Raw genomic sequence first — 16,787 nt, 5'->3', positions numbered from 1 at the left:
GCGCCCGATTTCCGTCTCGGCTACCACCTGGTGGGCAGCCGTCCCCAGTCCTTGCTCTGGTGAGAATATGCAGACCGGTCTACAGTCAGCGAATGGGCGTCAAAGGCACCGAGACTCGCGGCAAACTCGTCGACGCGGCGCGCACGCTGATGCAGCGGCACGGCTACTACGGCGCCGGGCTCAACCAGATCCTGGCGGCCAGCGGGGCGCCACGCGGATCGCTGTACTTCCATTTTCCCGGCGGCAAGGACGAGTTGGTCGCGGCGGCGATCGCCCAGGCGGGCACGGAGATCGCGACGCTGATCGACACGATCGAGCCGGGCGACGCCGCCGCGGCCGCGAGCAGGCTGCTACGAGCGTTCGGCGACCGACTGGAAGCATCCGGCTGGCAACAAGGCTGCCCGGTCGCCACCGTCACCCTGGACGTCGCGGCAGGGAACGATCCGATCCAGGCCGAGTGCGCCGCCGCGTACACCGCGTGGGAGCAGGCGCTGCGGATCCGGCTGCGAGCCGATGGCCGCGACGACGCGGACGATCTGGCGGCCGCGGTGCTCGCGATGGTGGAGGGCGCACTGCTGCTGGCCCGTGCGCAGCGCAGCCGGGAACCCTTGGAACGGGTCGAGCGCACCCTGCGCGCCATGATCTGAGCACCGAATACGTCTGTTACACAATGCTTTTCACGTGGCAATAAAATATCGAGGCGACGAACGGCCAGGACGCGCGCTCGGGCGGACCGAGGCGTGAGGACCTCCGGACAAGCGGAAAGGTCCCGCACCATCCCGGTGCGGGACCTTTCGAAAGTCAAGTCGCGATCAGAGAACGCGGACGTCCTGGGCCTGCGGACCCTTCTGTCCCTGGCCGATCTCGAACTCCACGCGCTGCCCCTCATCGAGGGACCGGAAACCCGAGCCGCTCACAGCCGAGTAGTGCACGAAGACGTCGGGCCCCCCACCGTCTTGTGCGATGAAGCCGAAGCCCTTCTCGCTGTTGAACCACTTCACAATGCCTTGAGCCATTTCATACTTTCTGTAGACGAGCCAGGTGGTGTTATCGATATGCCCTGGTCTCGTAGATCAACGATGCCACGATCCGACGAATTACTCACGTTTCGCACCACCAACTGTGAGCTAACGCTCATCTTGGCGCTCGGCACCGTGGTGCGCGAGTGCACCCGCAACGCTCGCTCAGGGGCGGGCTGGTCTGTCACCTCCCACGCTCGGTCGGGTCCCGATCGCACGATTTCGTCGAGCCCACTCGCCGGGTACCCGTATTTTCGCCGGATAACGCGCTCGCCGCCCTCCCCGACGAGCATGCCCCACCTACCCGCACCGGGCAGTGTGGAGCTTTTTTCGATGCGACTGGCAACCGATCCCGATTCGCTACCGATTCGCTGCTGATTCGATACCGATTGGATACCGATTACCTTGTGCCGCAACGGATTTCAGCTTACCACGCGCACCCGCCGACCTCAGCCGGGGTTCCTGGACCGCCGGCGCACCGTTCGTCGAGTTCTGGTCACGACCGGAGATGACGCACCTGACGCGGTTTCGCCTCATCGTAGGCGGCGCGGCCCGGCAACTGCTCGGGCACGCCGACCTCCCACCAGGCGCCCGCGTCGGTCCACGCCGACGGCCGCGTCCGCACGACCAGCACGGCGGGGCGCCGCTCGGCCATCGCCGTCGCCCGCGCCCGCGAGTAAGCGTCACGAAATTCGTTCAGGTCGGCGGCGGTGAACGCGGTGCACCCCAGCGCGGCGGCATGGGCGGCGAGATCGGCTCGGGGCGGTTGCTCGTGCGTGGTGCGGCAATCGCCGTAGAAGTTGTTGAACGGTTCGCCGCCCTGCCCTTCCTGCAGCCGCGCGATCACGGCATAGCCGTCGTTGTCGCAGACCACAGCGACGAACGGATGCCCGGCGAAGGCCGCCGAGAACAATTCCGAGTTCAGCATCAGATACGAGCCGTCGCCGAGCAGCGTCGTCACCAGGCCGTCGGTACGCGCCATGGCCGCACCCCACGCGCCCGCCAGCTCGTAACCCATGCAGGAGAAGCCGTACTCCACGTCCATGGTCGGCGCGCCGCCGGTCGCCCGCCAGCCGCCGACGAGCTCACCGGGCAGACCACCCGAGGCGGTCATCACATAGTCGTTCGGCCCGCTCAGGTCGTTCACGGCGCCCACCACCTGCGCGTAACTCGGTGTGCCAGGAGTCGGCGCGCGCAGCTCGTCGATGTGCGCGTTCCAGTCGCCGCGCAGTTCGGCGGCTCGCGCGGTCCACTCGGCGGCGACTCGCCACGCTCCCGTCTGCCCGGCCAGCTCGCACACGGTGGCCTCGGCGTCGCCGACCACCGCGACGGCGCCGTGCTTGACGGCGTCGAAGCGTGCCACGTTGATCGTGACCAGGCGGACGTCCGGCGCGAACGCTGTCCAGGACGCGGTGGTGAAGTCCTGTAATCGGGTGCCGACCGCGAGAACCAGGTCGGCTTCGGCCGCGATGGTGTTCGCCGACGCCGAGCCGGTGATGCCGAGCGGTCCCGCGTACAGCGGATGCTCGTGCGGCACGAGGGTGCGGCCCGCGGTGGTCTCCACGATCGGAATGCCGCAGCGCTCGGCGAACTCGAGCACGGTGGGTCCCGCGCCCGAATACCGGACGCCACCGCCGAGGATCAGCAGCGGACGGCGCGCGGCTAGCAGTGCGGCGGCGGCGTCGGCAAGTGCCCGGCGATCGGGACGTGGCCGGGTCAGACGGTGTACCACCGGCTCGAAAAGCGCGTCGGGGAAGTCGTAGGTTTCGGCCTGGACATCCTGCGGCAGCGCCAGGACGACCGGACCGGCATCGGCCGGATCCGTGAGCACTCTGGCCACCTGGGGCAACGTGGCGATCAGCTGTTCCGGGCGGGTGATGCGGTCGAAGTAGCGGCTCACCGCGCGGAACGCGTCGTTCACCGTGACGGTCGGGTCGCCGAAGTGCTCGACCTGCTGCAAGACCGGGTCCGGGGCGCGCCCGGTGAAGGTGTCGCCCGGAAGAAGTAGCAGCGGCAGGCGATTCGCGTGCGCCACGCCCGCCGCCGTCACCATGTTGAGCGCGCCCGGACCGATCGACGAGGTGGCGACACCGACCTGACGCCGGTGCGTGGCCTTGGCATACCCGACGGCGGCCAGCGCCATCCCCTCTTCGGTGTGCCCGCGCCAGACGGGGAGTTCGTCGCGCCGCTCGTGCAGCGCCGTGCCGAGGCCCAGCACGTTGCCGTGGCCGAAGATCGCGAAGACGGCGGGGAACAACGGCGTCTCGCGACCGTCGAGTGTCTCGGAGCGCTGGGCGATCAACCAGGCGACCAGCGCCTGCGCCGTGGTCGGTCTCATCCGATCCGTCCTTCGGGAGAGGTGACCGGGCAGCGCGGATCGAGCGGCTCGGTGTCCCACCGCGTCCGCACCCAGCTGTGCGCGGGGTCGTCGCAGAACGCCATCGATCGCTCGGGTGCTGGGCCGGCCAGAATGTTGAGGTAGTACATGGGGTAGCCCGGCGCCGCGATGCACGGGCCGTGATACCCGCGCGGGATCAGGAAGATGTCGCCGTCGCGGACCACGACGTTCACGTCGACCGTGCCGTCGGCGGTGTACGTGCGGTGCATGCCGAATCCCTCGCGAGAGGGTGTGATCCCGTCCCGTCCGGCGATACGGAAGTAGTAGATCTCCTCGTTGACGACCTCGCAGTCACTCGCCTCGTCGTGCTTGTGCGGCGGGTAGGACGACCAGTTGCCGTCCGGGGTGATCAACTCGCAGGCATTGAGCTTGTCCGCGTGTTCCCACACACCGGGTATGCCGAAGTTGGTGACCTGGCGGGTCGCGCTTCCCGCGCCGCGGACTTCGACCGGCACCTGCTCGGCGGGGCCGTAGCGCGGCTCGAGGTGCTTCCCGCAGCGGGCCATCGGAAGTGCCACCTCGAGGTCGCCGCCCTCGGCCACGAGTTCCAGCTCCGCGTCGCGCGGGACGTAGGCGAAATCCGTCACGCGGGTGAAGACCGATTCCCGCCCGGTCAGCGCGAAGGTCCTGCCCTCCACGCGCACCGTGCACGCCCCGGCCAGGGGGAGAACGAACGCCTCGCACTCGCCCGTCCGCACGATCCGTGACTCACCCGCGCCGACCCGCAGCACCCGCAGCCCGACGTAGGACAATCCGGCGTCTCGGGGTGTCAGCAGGATGGGGTCACCGTCGTGGCCCAGCGTTCCGTCCGGACGATGCAGTGTCATCGCGCGTCCTCGCCTCCTGCTGCCCATGACGATGTCGATGCCGGACAGCGCCCGCCGCCGCCGCGCCTCATCGGGCTTTCGTCAGCACGCGAGCGACGGTTTCGCCGCAGTCCGCGGCTGGACCGCAGATCGGTCCGCGCGGCTTCCCGCGTCAGCTTCTCCATTGCGGTCCCGGCTCCGCCACACAGCTGCTTCGTCCCGCCTGCGCGACTCGGCCGCACAGCAATTCCTCGATCTCCGTGCCCGTGGGCATCGCGTCCGCGCAGGCCAGACGCGCGGCGACCAGGGCGCCCGCCGCGTTGGCGTAGCTGGCGATGCGCCGCAGGTCCCAGTCCGAGAGCAAGCCGTGGATCAGCGCGCCGCCGAAACCGTCACCCGCGCCGAGCCCGCACACCACGTCCACGCGACACGGCGGCAGCGTCCAGCGGTCCTCGGCGGTGGCCACCAGTACGCCGTCGCCGCCCTGCTTGATCACCGCCAGGCGCACGTCACGGGCCAGCAGCCGATCGGCCGCCGCGTCCGGGTCGGTGGTGCCGAGCGCCACCTCGGTTTCGGCACGGTTGCCGACCACCACGTTCACGTGGTCGACCATCCACCCGATCTCGGCTCGCGCGGTCTGGTGATCCGGCCAGAACATCGGCCGGTAGTCCAGGTCGAGCACCGTATGCCCGCGCCGCGCCCGCCGCAGCAGAATTTTTCGCTGCGTGCTGCGCCCCGGCTCGGCGCTCACACCGGTACCGGTGACCCATAGCAGGGGCACCGCATCCACGACTTCCCAGGGCACTTCGTCCGGAGTGATGGTCAGGTCCGGCGCGATCGGCGCCCGGTAGAACAGCAACGGCGGATCGGACGGCGGGTTGAGCTCGCAGAAGACCACGGGCGTCTGGAGGCCCGGCGCGGTCGTCACATGACGGGACGAGACGCCGAAGTCCTCCAGCGCCGTGCGCACGAAGTCGCCGAAGCCGTCGGGGCCCACCTTGGTCAGCACCGCCGTGCGGCGGCCGAGCCGGGCGGCGGCCACGGCGACGTTGGTCGCGGTGCCGCCCAGCGACTTCGCGAAACTGCGCACCCGCGCCAAGGCGACCCCGCTCTGTTCGGGATACAGGTCCACTCCGACTCGGCCGATGGTCAACGCCTCCAGCTCGGTCACGAATCCGCCTCCTCGTTCACGGCGTCACCACGCGTTGCGGTTCCTGCCGCACTGCTTCCCGTTTCGCCTGGCCCGCATCCACTCCGGGCAGGTCGATCCCGGATTTCTCGTACGAGTCCGTCGACGCCCCGCGCCACCGCGTCGTCGATCGGCTTCGCCTGCCGGCCACCGGAGGCGTTGTGCTCCACGCGGATTCGAGATTCCTGCCCGCCGCTTCCGCGCCGTTCGCGACGACGTTCCAGAACGCGTCACCCGGGCCGGCGCGGGTCACCACCGCGACGGATTCCCCGGTCCCGGCGGCGATCGGCGTCTGCGCGGGTGCGGGCGCGCCGGGTCCGGTGCACGCGGCCGTGGCGGTCCACGCCGGCAGGCGGCTCGAACGCCGCCCTCTCGCGGTCTGGCCGTGCTGTGGTGTCGGGGACATCGTCGTCGTCGCTTCCGCTAGATGCCCGCCCCGGCGAGCGCGATGTCCGCGAGGTGGCGCAGGCTGCGCCCGGTGCGGTCGCTCGCCTGGCGTGCCGAGTCGCCCGGGTGCAGCGCGGCGTCCTGCTCCAGCACGTACCAGCCTCGGTAGCCCGCGGCCTGCGCGGTGCGCACGAGCGCCGCGATATCGACCTCGCCCTCGCCCAGCGGCACATACAGTCCGCGGCGGACGGCCTCGCGGTAACCCAGCTTTCCGGCGCGGACCTGATCGGCCAGCGCGCCGCGCACGTCTTTGAGATGGATGTGCCCGAGCCGCTCGGCGCGCCGTCGGGCGAGCCGAACCGGATCCGTGCCGCCGATGAGCAGATGCCCGGTGTCCAGGCAGATGTCGAGATCGGAATCGGCGAGGAACCGCTCGACCTCGGCCTCACTCTCCACATGGGTGCCGACATGCGGGTGCAGCACCGTGCGCAGCCCGTATGCGGCGGCGGCGTCGCGGATCGCGGCGGCCGTGTCGACCAAGGCGCTCCATTCGGAGCCGTCGAGTTGCGGGCGCGCGTCGTATCCGCCGCATCCGGTCGCGGCGGCCAGCACGAGCACTTCCGCGCCCACGGCGGCCAGCTGGGCGGCGGTGGCCTCGGCGCGGGCGACGGCGTCCTGCCGGTCGCGGTGCAGCGTGACGGCGAGGAACCCGCCGACGGCGGTGAGCCCGAACGTCTCCAGCAACCGGCGCAGCTCACCGGGATCGCGGGGCAGATAGCCGGGAGGACCGAGTTCCGTTGCGGTCAAGCCGAGCGCGGCCATCTCCGCCAGCACGGCGTGCGCGTCGAGCACGTGGCCCCAGCCGGGAACCTCGCAGACTCCCCACGAGATCGGCGCGGCCGCGATGCGCAGCGGGGATAGTGGGCGTTCGGTCATCGGCGCTTCTCCGACCTTCGACGTCGAGGTAATCCGCTCTATTGGAGCGCTCCAACTATGTAACGCGGGCCATAGCGTGTCAAGAGTCGTCAGCGCGTTGCCAAAGCGCCGTTACCAGGCAATATTCCCCTCCCAACGCCGTATATGGACCCGATACCCCGCCCGTGAAGTCCGATTGGAGCGCTCTATTGATCGGCCCGCGCGCAGCTTGTATCGTCCGAGCCGAAAAGGCCTGCGAGCCAGGAACGGAGGCGACATGGCACGACCGACCATGGACGATGTCGCCGCCCGCGCGGGCGTCTCGCGGGCCCTCGTCTCGCTGGTCATGCGCAACTCCCCCAAGGTCAGCGAGCATCGTCGCCGCGCAGTGCTCGACGCGGCGAAAGACCTCGGCTACCAACCACACATCATGGCCCGGTCGCTGGCCAGCCGGACCTCCAACATCGTCGGCGTCCTGGTGTCCGACCTGCGCAACGCATTCTTCGCCGACGTTGTCGAGGGCATGGACACCGCCGCCCAGGCCTGCGGCCTCGAACTGATCCTCAACACCGGCAGGCGCACCGCCGCCCGCGAGCGCACCGCGCTGGAGAGCCTGCTCTCCTTCCGTCCCGGAGGCATCATCCTGCTGTCGCCGATCCTGCCCGCCGCCGCCATTCGCACAGCGGCGCAGCAGGCTCCGCTGGTGCTGGTCTCGCGTACCTCCACCGTCGCGGAGATCGACACGGTCAACGACGACGGCGAGGCAGGCACCGGTTTGGCCGTCGATCACCTGGTCTCGCTCGGGCATCGGCGCATCGTGCACCTCGACGGCGGAGGCGCTTTCACCTCCGCGCCGCGCCGCAAGGGCTACCGCGCCGCCATGCAGCGCCACGGCCTGGAACCGATGGTCGTGCCGAGCGAGCACACCGACTCCGCGGGCATGGCCGCGGTACGCCAATTGCTGAACCTGTTCTCCCGCGACAACTTCCCCACGGCGCTGGTCTGCGGCAACGACTTCAACGCCGTGGGAGCGATGTCCGCGCTGGAGGAAGCGGGCCTGCGGGTGCCCGAGGACGTCTCGGTGGTCGGCTACGACAACACCTCGCTGGCCGCGCTGCGTCACGTCGCCCTGACCACCATCGACCAGCCCCGCATCCAGATGGGCCACCTCGCGATCGAGGCGCTCGCCGAACGCCTCCGCGACGGCCGCGCCACCCCGGTCCGCCGCCGGGTGGAACCGTCGCTCGTCGTCCGCTCCACCACGTCCGCCCCGCGCTGAACCACCGGGCCGGCGGCCCGCCTACGTCGCGTCCATATATAAGGAGAGCCGATGCCATCTCGAGCCGTCACGCTGGGCCTCGCCGGAACCGGCCGCATCGGGACCGCACACGCCGAGACCTTGAAGAAACTCCCGAACGTCGCCACCGTCCTCGTCGCCGACGCCGACGCCGACCGTGCCCGCACCACCGCCGCCCACCTCGGCGTCGAATTCGCCCCCGACCTAGACGCCCTCTTCGCCGCCGACCTCGACGGCCTGATCATCGCCACCACCACCGACTCCCACCCCGAACTCATCATCCGCGCCGTCGACGCGGGCATCCCCGTCTTCTGCGAAAAGCCCGTGGCCGCCGACATCACCGGCACCCTCGCCGTCATCGACCACCTCCGCGACTCCCCCATCCCGGTCCAGATCGGCTTCCAACGCCGCTTCGACGCCGGCTACCGGGCGGCGCGCGAAGCGATCCGCTCCGGCAAGCTGGGGTGGCTGCATACCTTGCGGGCGACCACGCTCGATCCGGCCCCGCCGCCCGCAGAGTACGTTGCGCGGTCGGGTGGCATCTTCCGCGACTGCGGGGTGCATGATTTCGACATCATCCGCTGGGTGACGGGGCGGGAGATCGTCGAGGTATACGCGCTCGGGGGGAACCGGGGTGCGGTGTTCTTCGCCGAAGCGGATGACGTCGACACGGCGGCGGTGGTGCTGCGATTGGATGATGGGACGCTGGCCACGGTGTCGCTGACCCGATACAACGGGGCCGGGTACGACGTTCGGCTGGAAGCGTTGGGGTCCAGCGGGAATGCCATTGTCGGATTGGACGACCGCTCGCCGCTGACTTCCGTCGAACCCGACCACAGCCGCTCTCCCTATCCTCCCTATGGGGGGTTCATGGAACGGTTCCGTCCGGCGTATGCCGATGAGCTGGCAGCGTTCATCGAAGTCGCGATAGGGCAGCTCGACAATCCGTGCACTCCGGCCGATGCCCTCGAGGCGTTCTATGTGGCAGAGGCGTGCGAACTGTCACGCAGCGAAGGGCGAGCGGTGGAGGTTGCCGAAGTCCGGCGCTGAGGTCGACGGACGGTCCCGCGCCCAGCGCATTCAGGTGGATGCCGACGCGTTGTGGGTCAAGCGGCGGCGAATTCGCCGTCGCGGACACCCGCCGTGAATGCCGCCCATTCAGCCGCTGTGAACATCAAGATGTGGTCGCCCTTGGTGAGGGTAACCGCACCATCGGGGAGGTGGTCGAGGATCGGCATCTCGGGGGTTTGCGCCACTCGCAGGCCGCGCGCGAGGTCGAGGAAGCTCGCCCACTGGTCTATCGGCACCGAGATGACCGGCTGGAGCACGAGGTTGTTGGCTGGATCACGGAGATACTTGCTGTCACGGATGAGTGCGAGATGACCGCTGAACGCGACCTCCACACACTGCCCGCCGTTTGTTCCGCTGTAACTCGAGGTCCGCCACATCAGGCGGTCCTGGGAAGTCATTCCGTACTCCTACGCTCGCTGAAGACGATCCATGCGCCCGCGAATCAACCGGGCGGACTCCTCAGCTGACAAGGCCAGCGATCGGAGCCGATCAGCAATGATTTTATACATCGCGACCTGGTCCTGATCCTGCACGTACAGGGCTCCGGTCTGGTACTCGATATAGCCGAGACTCAGCGCTTCGTCGAAGTTCAAGAGCGTAAAGTCACCGTCCAACCCGACGTGAACCGCGGTGGTGGTGGGCATGATTCGCACGTCGACGTTCTCGCGGTGCATCAGGTCGAGCAGGTGTTGAAGTTGCTCCGCCATAACCGCAGAGCCGCCGACCAGCCGGTCGAGAGTTTGCTCCTCGACTACTGCCTGCAGTCGAAGCGGATTGGTCTCGCTGGTCAGGCGCTGCCGCGCCATACGGGCGCGGATTGCCTGTGGCAGATCGAGTGGCGCGATCTGGAGACCGCCGCTCAGCAGCGCGGTGGCATATCCCTCCGTCTGGAGTTGCCCTGTCAAGGTCATCGCCTGATACGTGAACTGACTGGTCGCCAAGCCTTCAAGGCCGACGAAGGCTTTGAACCAGTTCGGCAGCACCTCGCTGAACGGTGCCCACCACGTACTCTGGTCCGCTCTGCCAGCGAGTGACGCGATGCGGTCGATCTGGTCGACTTCCGAGCCGTAGAGCCGCATCAACTTGGCCGCTTCGTCCGGCTGTTGCTGGTACTTGCCGGTCTCCATGTTGTTGATCTTCGGCTGGGTGCAGCCGAGCTCTTTGGCGGCTTCCGCCTGACTGATTCCTGCACGTAAACGCGCCGAACGCAGCTCGTGCCCGATCAAGAAGCGTAGCGCCGATGGGTCCGAGCGGCTGACGGTCACTGCGGTGTCCTCCTGGGGTCCGAGTTCGTGCGACTCAGTATTCACCACGCCCTGCAGAGTACCGCCTCAATTTTATTAGCCCTTGTATGAGCTTATATATTTGCTTATCCTCGATTCACGGCGGCTGAGGCCGCGAACAACGACCGGGAACAGGGATCAGCGATGACCGTTCTCCATGACTTGACGCTGATATCCAGCGATCGCACCGCACACCACGCCCGCAGCGTCGGAGAAGGCGGCTGGGCGGTCAGCTACCTACGAGGCAGGACGCTTACCAAGAACCAAGCCGGAGCGGCGCTGCTCGCCGCAGAACAACTCTCGGCGATCCAGCAGTACGCCGCCCCTCTGGGTCTGACTGCACTCGAACTACTCGGTATGGTTGCGCCCGAATGCACTTGGCTCCCACCGTCGGAGCCGTCCGATGGTCACCGACGCGGATGGTTGCGAAAGGCGGCGTGGCGATGATGCACGGCTTCGCATTGCTGCGTGGTGCCCGTATCGCGGAGTTCGGCAGAGGCGCGGCACAGGGGCGGAGAGAAGCGGCAGAGCGCGCGTGGGAGCCGATCCGGTCGAGGACGCGACTGGCGGTGTGCGCCAACGCCGACGGCCGCCATTCGCAGGAGCAGTGATGTTCGAGGGTTGCCACGTACCTCGCGAAGTCGCCTACTCTATAGGTTCCTCGGATTTCCGGTCCAGCTGACGTTCGGACGGACGTCGCTCGTCACCACCGCCAGCCTCGGCGCGATAACGATGCCGCCGGAGTTGGGTCGAGCGGTCCGCCAGGTGATCGGGGACGCGTGGACGGTGCCGATCATCAGTTACGCGAGAGCGGGCCGTGAGTGGGTGTTTCTGGTCGGCCCGAACCGGGGCCGCGGGCTGGGTGAACGTTCTCTCGCGGCGCTCGCATGGCATGGGGTGCGGGTATTGGACGCCGGTAGTCGAGTGTGGTTGCCGATGTCCGACCCCGCAGTCGGATGGTATTGGACATCACCCCCACAGGAAGGTGCGCAGGGTGTGCCACCACGCACGTTGGTTCTTCAGGCAGCCCGGACCGTGCTTGACGACCGGGCACTCTGCGTCGGCCACGATAAGTAAAGCTGCGAGATGCGCACGACCAAGCGCGGTGAAGTTGCCAACTGCGCGTGCTCCGATTCCGATCGAAAGGTCGAAGTGATCATCATCCGCGACCCCGATGGACCCGTCGACGCACACGTATTCATCGACGGCCGGGCGACTTCCGTCACCGAATTCATGATCGATGCTGGTGCCGGGTGGTGCTGGGCGGATTGGAGGCACTGCCGAGACCAGAACATCACGGCCGCTTCTCCGTCTGCCAGGCAAGTCCTGCTGGCCGTATACGCCGACCCTCCAGGCGGAAAGTACGTAGAGGAGCGCGGGGACGCGCAATGGCTTGATGGTGGCTCGCCCGACTGGACCGATACCTAAATCAAACCGGGTGGACCCGATCCACGGCAACCCACACAGTCATACAAGGAGAATCAACGATGATATCGGAGCGACTGACCATCGGAAGTTGGGTCAGCACAAGCGAAGGTTGCCCGGTAAGGACCGTTGTCGAGGACCACTACGAGTACGTAACCTTCGTGTTCGGCACTTCCGGTAACGAATTCGAGTTGATGATCGACCGCGCCACCCTGGCCGAGGTGGTCCGACTCGGCTCGAAAGCGTTGCGCGAGTGCCCTGTGCCCGCTCAGATGTGAGTCGAAGGCGGTGATCCCCTTCGCCACCTACCACCAAACACCGCCACTATCGGCGCGAGTCACACCGGAGGTTCGTGGAACCGTGCGTTATTGATCTAGGGAAGACCGACGTCGTAGGCCCGCGCGACCTGATGTGGCGAGAACAGCGCCATTTGTCGCTAGAAGTCGCAGTCGGATGCGCCACGCGTAGGCACCGAGGCGACTCGAACGGCAAGAATCACCAGCGAATCGCGCGGCCTGCGGCGACGGCCACGGCGGCGGACGGCCTGACCGATACCGCAATCTCACGGCGACGCAGCCACGTGCAGTTGGGGCCACCAGCCGCCAGATCGCCCCCTCCACCTGGAAGGATCGACACGGATCCAGCACCCATGCAACACTCCACTCGTGGACTACGGGGCAGAGCTGGAGCTGCGGCAGATGATCTTCGATCACCTTGCTGAGCTGCTCGCCGAGCAAGGCTCACTGAACCGCGCAGAACTAACAGCGCTCTCGGTGAACGGTGAGACCAGACGTCTCATCGACCAGAACCGCGGTATCTGGAACCCACGCGACCTCCAGGCAACGCTGTCTATCGTTTCGAAGCCTGATAGTCAATACTCGGATGAAGAAGTCGGCGAGTCGCTTTTCGCATACTCGTATCGCGAAGGAAGTACCAACGGCGACAATACAAAACTCCGCCGAGCATGTGAGCTGGAACTTCCCATCATCTTGCTGCGGTGGATCCGCCCTAGCATCTACGTCCCCGTATTCCCTGTATATGTGGTCGCAGACGACACCGAAAACCGCAGATTTATCCTGGCGCTGGACGAAAGCCTACGATTCGTATCAGACCCGCTGAAATTGCAACCACTCGAGCGCAAATACGCCCAGCGCGCCATGCGACAGCGGCTACACCAGCCCGAGTTCCGCGGCAGGATACTTCTCGCATACGGTCGCCGGTGCGCCGTGTGCGAACTGCGGCATCCGCCGCTGCTCGATGCAGCGCACATACTCGCCGATACGCACGAAAAAGGAGTCCCAGAAGTCGACAACGGCCTGTGTCTCTGCAAGATTCACCACGCCGCATATGACACCCAGCTTCTCGGTATATCGCCCGACTACGAGGTTGTGGTCGGAGAGAAGATGATGCAAGACCCGGATGATGGTCCCATGCTGCGATATGGATTCCGCGAAATGAACGGTCGGCGGCTTTCCCTGCCGAACCGACGGAAAGACCGACCGTCGCGAGATCGACTCGCTGAACGCTTCGCCGAGTTCAAGGCCGCTGGATGAAAGCAGTGATGATGGAGGGTTATTCAGAGTTCTTCCTGAAGAATTCCAGTCCGAGCACGGTGGAGATGGTCGTAGCGAAGGTGGTGAAGGGTCTGCGATAGTCGGTATGCAGTATTCGCCAAGTCTTGAGGTTGGCGATTACCCGTTCGATCATCTGGCGGACGCTGCTGATCGCGGTGTTGTACTCCCGGTCGCTGTCGTAGAACTCGGCGCCGCGCGGTTTCCTGATGGGCGTTTTCATGCCCTATGGCCATCGCCTGGCGGGAGCTTGATTTCGCGCTCGACCATGAGTCGCGCGAGGACTGCCCACCATGGTTGCGGTTCGTCAATGCCACCGAGATCAGAAGCCATGAAGCCCGCGGTTTCAGCCACTTGGGCGATCACGCGAAATCGGCAGACCTGTGCTCCGGGCTGGCTGTGGACAAGACCAGCGCGCGTAATTCTGCGAACTATCGAGCAGGTTCCGCGGCGGCGCTCGCTGATCTGGGTGAGATCGACGCTGCTGTAGAAGAGGGAATGTCGGTTCTCGCCGACTTGGAGAACTCCGTGTCCTCCACCCGCACGCTGCGTCTGCTCGAACCAGTGCGGGTAGCGGCAGAAGGCCGGGTCGAGGAATTTTCGACACGATTCGACGAGCTGGCGGGAAGGACGATCACCGTATGACCTCCGAGGATTCCGCGTTGTCTGACCTGAATTTTCAGCGCTACACCGCTGCGCAGGCGCGGGATCTGCGCGACAAGATCGAAACCATCTTCCGAGACTCCTACGTCGATGCGATCGACTCCGGCGAGGAGTTCGAATCGCCCGAGGCGTTCATGCACCGGTTCGACACCTACACCGACCCCGCCCGCGCCGGTGCGTTCGAGCTGCTGATCGCCCGCCTCGACGGCGAACTCTGTGGCCAGGCGTGGGGTTGGCCGCTCACCGCCAAGACCGGGTGGTGGGACGGACTGAAACTCGACGAAGGCGACCAAGCGTCCTTTACCGCAGAGAACGGCTCCCGCACATTTGCGTTCAGCGAGATCATGGTGCGCAAGCAGTTCACGGGGAAGGGTATTGCGCGTGCCCTGCACGACGAACTGCTCGAGGGTCGGTCGGAGCAGCGTGCAACCCTGCTGGTCCGACCGGATAACCACCGGGCGTATGACAAGTATCGCCGGTGGGGGTGGCACCGCGTCGGCACGCTGCGCCCGAATTGGCCCGATGCGCCGCGATTCGATGTTCTGATGCGCGATCTTCAAACGGCTCACGTGGACCGGCAGGGCACTGCTGCACACTGACGAAAGAGCTGCGAACCGGCGCTTCCGCGCAGCAATTCCGGTCCCCGTCGACAGAGGTCGTGTAATGCATCCGGACGTTGTCGACCGTCGGGGATCCGCCTCGCACCCTTGCGCCAGGTCGAGATGGAATGCTGGGCCAGCAGCGGCGGATACCCATCCCTGAGCGAGCGCAACCTTGATGGTGTGGGCCACCTCCGCTGCCAGCACTGGTGGGAATGATCCCTGGGGACAGAGCGGGGAGATACATTCGGGCGATTACCATTGCACAAACTGCGGATCGACCGTGCGTGCTGACGCGTTGCTAGTATCGGGCGGTTCGTATGGACGGGAGGGAATATGAGCAGCGTATCGGGCTGCGATCGTCGGCAGAAACGGGTCATGGCGTCGCGCCGTGTCTCGTACACCTTGCCCGCCCTGGTGGCTACGGCGCTGGTGTCGAGTGGCTGTGGGGCTGGTGGCACAGCCGCTCCCCGCCCGATTGTCACCACGGTCTATGCGACCACCTCGAAGTCCCCGGCTTCCACAACTCCGCCGGTGACCACCACTACCCCACCGACGACGACCACTCCTCGGATCACCTCGACCACGCCGACCACCGGCACCGCGCAGCCGATTCACGTCGGGATCTGTGTCGACCAGACAACGGACACCCGGGTGATCGATGACCTCTGCGACACCACCGACAGCCGCTACGCCACGTTCTGGTACCGGCACACCGACGACCTGGTGTACCCGGCGGTCGGCGCCGCGGTGGCCCTGGCCGCAGGAACCTTCCTTCGCCCGAGCGGAACCGCAGTTCAGGACCGGGGCGTTCCGACCAGTGGCGGCACAATCCAGCGCGGCGTGCTCGGCCAGGGGCGCCCTGACATCGGCGGCGTCGGCTCGTAGCCAGCCGGGGCGGTCGAGTCCATCCCGGCGAGAATCGATGCTACGAATGTGGCGCTTCACCAGGTTTCCGGCCTCATCCGACTTCAGCCGTGTGGCCGCCTTGGGCGCGCGGTTCTCGAAGCGGCTCCGCTCAATTCACCATTGAATTACTTCGACGAGTTCGGAACGCGGAATCCGTTCGCGGCGCTGAACCCGTCCCTCAGAACCGTAGTTCACGCACGGTATGGAGGTCGATGCCATGGCGTGCGTAGATTTTGATGGTGTTCTCGCCGGTGAGGTCGGCTTCGGTGTAGCCGAGTAGTTCGGCGATCCGGATCACTTCGTGCTTGGTCGCGGCTTCGATCTCGAGGTAGGGCGGGATCTGTGGCCAGGTGTCGATTTCGAGTTGGGCGCCGTCGAGGTCGAAGCTGATCCGTTTGGCTTCCTGGCTGGTCGGCGACGCCGCCTCTGTCCCGCTGGAACTGGCACAACGACTCGGCCTGACCGGGCGCGCGGCAACCCGCATCGTCGACACCGCACGCACCGGTTCACAATGGATGCGCGAGCATGTGCTCGGACACCTCCGGCCGATCAAATAGCTGACAAGTTGCCCCATTGGACATCGAATCAACTAGAGCATGTCGGACAATGCTCGGGTTCAGGCGATCGCGGCGCCTGGGGACGACGGCTGCACGGTGGGTGATGGCCCAGTAGGTGGACTTGTAACCTCCACGACGGCTAGCGACACACCCCCGAAGGGGCGATCGGCCGTCAGCTCTTCTTCAGCTCTTCGGCGAACATCACGATGATGCCGCTGGGACCGCGGACGTACGTGAGCTTGTAGACGTCCTCGTAGGTCGCCACGCCGCGAAGCGGACGGCAGCCGTGCCGCGCGGCTATCTCGAGGGCTTTGTCGATGTCATCGACCGAGAACGCGACGCGGTGCATGCCGATCTCGTTGGGACGAGTGGGCTCCGACTCGATCGCTTGGGGATGGATGTACTCGAAGAGCTCGAGGCGACCGTGACCGTCCGGCGTCTGGAGCATCGCAATCTTTGCGTGGTTGCCATCAAGACCGACGGCGGTGTCGGTCCACTCGCCGCTGACCGTGTCACGGCCGACGACCGTGAGACCAAGATCGGTGAAAAATGCGATCGCCGCTTCGATGTCGCGAACGGCGATGCCGACATTCTCGAGTTTGATGGCCATGCATTGCATGCTACCGAGCTGGGCCCATGACAGCGGGGGCTCCGATCAGCACACAACACTGGCAAATACTGGACAACACTGGAAGCAC

The 16,787-nt window shown here is 66.4% G+C and carries 20 protein-coding genes; 9 read left to right on the top strand and 11 right to left on the bottom strand.

All coding sequences use genetic code 11. The features are described from left to right. Window positions 1–92 precede the first annotated feature (92 nt). Window positions 93–647, top strand: a complete 555-nt coding sequence (locus tag ACT89H_RS01430) for a TetR/AcrR family transcriptional regulator (RefSeq protein WP_445106638.1) — start codon at window positions 93–95, stop codon at window positions 645–647. Window positions 648–812: 165 nt separating this feature from the next. Here ACT89H_RS01430 and ACT89H_RS01425 read toward each other — a convergent pair whose 3' ends face one another. The 6 genes from ACT89H_RS01425 to ACT89H_RS01400 form a co-directional block, all read right to left on the bottom strand. Beyond that, window positions 813–1,016: a cold-shock protein gene (locus ACT89H_RS01425; RefSeq protein ID WP_014987157.1), complete on the bottom strand. Its 204-nt coding sequence runs from the start codon at window positions 1,014–1,016 to the stop codon at window positions 813–815. 499 nt (window positions 1,017–1,515) lie between these two features. Then, window positions 1,516–3,357, bottom strand: coding sequence for a 3D-(3,5/4)-trihydroxycyclohexane-1,2-dione acylhydrolase (decyclizing) (iolD, locus tag ACT89H_RS01420; protein WP_445106637.1), 1,842 nt, complete (start codon window positions 3,355–3,357; stop codon window positions 1,516–1,518). Next, window positions 3,354–4,244 carry a 5-deoxy-glucuronate isomerase gene (iolB, locus tag ACT89H_RS01415; RefSeq protein WP_445106636.1) on the bottom strand — a complete coding sequence of 297 codons (891 nt, stop codon included), beginning with the start codon at window positions 4,242–4,244 and terminating at the stop codon, window positions 3,354–3,356. The genes iolD and iolB overlap by 4 nt, the downstream gene beginning before the upstream one ends. 151 nt (window positions 4,245–4,395) lie before the next feature. Continuing rightward, window positions 4,396–5,394, bottom strand: a complete 999-nt coding sequence (iolC, locus tag ACT89H_RS01410; protein ID WP_445106635.1) for a 5-dehydro-2-deoxygluconokinase — start codon at window positions 5,392–5,394, stop codon at window positions 4,396–4,398. A gap of 16 nt (window positions 5,395–5,410) precedes the next feature. Further along, window positions 5,411–5,818, bottom strand: a complete 408-nt coding sequence (locus ACT89H_RS01405; RefSeq protein ID WP_445106634.1) for a hypothetical protein — start codon at window positions 5,816–5,818, stop codon at window positions 5,411–5,413. Window positions 5,819–5,835: 17 nt separating this feature from the next. Beyond that, on the bottom strand, window positions 5,836–6,735 hold the full coding sequence (locus ACT89H_RS01400; protein ID WP_445106633.1) for a TIM barrel protein: 900 nt from the start codon (window positions 6,733–6,735) through the stop codon (window positions 5,836–5,838). Between the two features lie 256 nt (window positions 6,736–6,991). Between ACT89H_RS01400 and ACT89H_RS01395 the strand changes: the two genes are divergently transcribed. Together ACT89H_RS01395 and ACT89H_RS01390 are read left to right on the top strand one after the other, a co-directional pair. After that, entirely contained in the window at window positions 6,992–7,993 is a 1,002-nt protein-coding gene (locus ACT89H_RS01395) for a LacI family DNA-binding transcriptional regulator (protein ID WP_445106632.1), read from the top strand. 51 nt (window positions 7,994–8,044) lie between these two features. After that, window positions 8,045–9,061: a Gfo/Idh/MocA family protein gene (locus ACT89H_RS01390; RefSeq protein ID WP_445106631.1), complete on the top strand. Its 1,017-nt coding sequence runs from the start codon at window positions 8,045–8,047 to the stop codon at window positions 9,059–9,061. Between the two features lie 56 nt (window positions 9,062–9,117). Here the strand turns inward: ACT89H_RS01390 and ACT89H_RS01385 are convergent, their stop codons facing one another. Further along, complete coding sequence (locus ACT89H_RS01385) at window positions 9,118–9,480, bottom strand: DUF397 domain-containing protein (RefSeq protein WP_445106630.1); 363 nt, start codon at window positions 9,478–9,480, stop codon at window positions 9,118–9,120. Between the two features lie 9 nt (window positions 9,481–9,489). Then, the gene (locus tag ACT89H_RS01380) at window positions 9,490–10,395 is read right to left on the bottom strand and encodes a helix-turn-helix domain-containing protein (RefSeq protein WP_445106629.1); all 906 of its coding nucleotides are present in this window, start codon (window positions 10,393–10,395) and stop codon (window positions 9,490–9,492) included. Window positions 10,396–11,451: 1,056 nt separating this feature from the next. On the opposite strand from ACT89H_RS01380, the gene ACT89H_RS01375 reads away from it, so the two are divergent. The 3 genes from ACT89H_RS01375 (at window position 11,452) to ACT89H_RS01365 (ending at window position 13,343) form a co-directional block, all read left to right on the top strand. Then, the gene (locus ACT89H_RS01375; protein WP_445106628.1) at window positions 11,452–11,793 is read left to right on the top strand and encodes a hypothetical protein; all 342 of its coding nucleotides are present in this window, start codon (window positions 11,452–11,454) and stop codon (window positions 11,791–11,793) included. Between the two features lie 59 nt (window positions 11,794–11,852). After that, window positions 11,853–12,068, top strand: coding sequence for a hypothetical protein (locus tag ACT89H_RS01370; protein WP_445106627.1), 216 nt, complete (start codon window positions 11,853–11,855; stop codon window positions 12,066–12,068). 387 nt (window positions 12,069–12,455) lie between these two features. Continuing rightward, the gene (locus ACT89H_RS01365) at window positions 12,456–13,343 is read left to right on the top strand and encodes an HNH endonuclease (RefSeq protein ID WP_445106626.1); all 888 of its coding nucleotides are present in this window, start codon (window positions 12,456–12,458) and stop codon (window positions 13,341–13,343) included. A gap of 19 nt (window positions 13,344–13,362) precedes the next feature. Here the strand turns inward: ACT89H_RS01365 and ACT89H_RS01360 are convergent, their stop codons facing one another. After that, on the bottom strand, window positions 13,363–13,584 hold the full coding sequence (locus tag ACT89H_RS01360; RefSeq protein WP_445106625.1) for a transposase family protein: 222 nt from the start codon (window positions 13,582–13,584) through the stop codon (window positions 13,363–13,365). Window positions 13,585–13,589: 5 nt separating this feature from the next. Here ACT89H_RS01360 and ACT89H_RS01355 point away from each other — a divergent pair, with 5 nt between their 5' ends. The 3 genes from ACT89H_RS01355 (at window position 13,590) to ACT89H_RS01345 (ending at window position 15,511) form a co-directional block, all read left to right on the top strand. After that, window positions 13,590–14,006, top strand: a complete 417-nt coding sequence (locus ACT89H_RS01355) for a hypothetical protein (RefSeq protein ID WP_445106624.1) — start codon at window positions 13,590–13,592, stop codon at window positions 14,004–14,006. Further along, window positions 14,003–14,623, top strand: a complete 621-nt coding sequence (locus ACT89H_RS01350; protein WP_445106623.1) for a GNAT family N-acetyltransferase — start codon at window positions 14,003–14,005, stop codon at window positions 14,621–14,623. Before ACT89H_RS01355 ends, ACT89H_RS01350 begins: the two co-directional genes overlap by 4 nt. Before the next feature lie 534 nt (window positions 14,624–15,157). Next, entirely contained in the window at window positions 15,158–15,511 is a 354-nt protein-coding gene (locus ACT89H_RS01345) for a hypothetical protein (RefSeq protein WP_445106622.1), read from the top strand. A 199-nt stretch (window positions 15,512–15,710) separates the two neighbouring features. Here the strand turns inward: ACT89H_RS01345 and ACT89H_RS01340 are convergent, their stop codons facing one another. Further along, window positions 15,711–16,034 (bottom strand): hypothetical protein, encoded by a 324-nt coding sequence (locus tag ACT89H_RS01340; protein WP_445106621.1) that lies wholly within the window; start codon window positions 16,032–16,034, stop codon window positions 15,711–15,713. A gap of 227 nt (window positions 16,035–16,261) precedes the next feature. Next, window positions 16,262–16,699 carry a VOC family protein gene (locus ACT89H_RS01335; protein WP_445106620.1) on the bottom strand — a complete coding sequence of 146 codons (438 nt, stop codon included), beginning with the start codon at window positions 16,697–16,699 and terminating at the stop codon, window positions 16,262–16,264. Window positions 16,700–16,787 lie beyond the last annotated feature (88 nt).

The sequence above is a fragment of the Nocardia aegles genome (assembly GCF_052545135.1).
The sequence above is the reverse complement of the archived record's forward strand: the minus strand, read 5'-3'. Positions and strand labels throughout refer to the sequence as shown.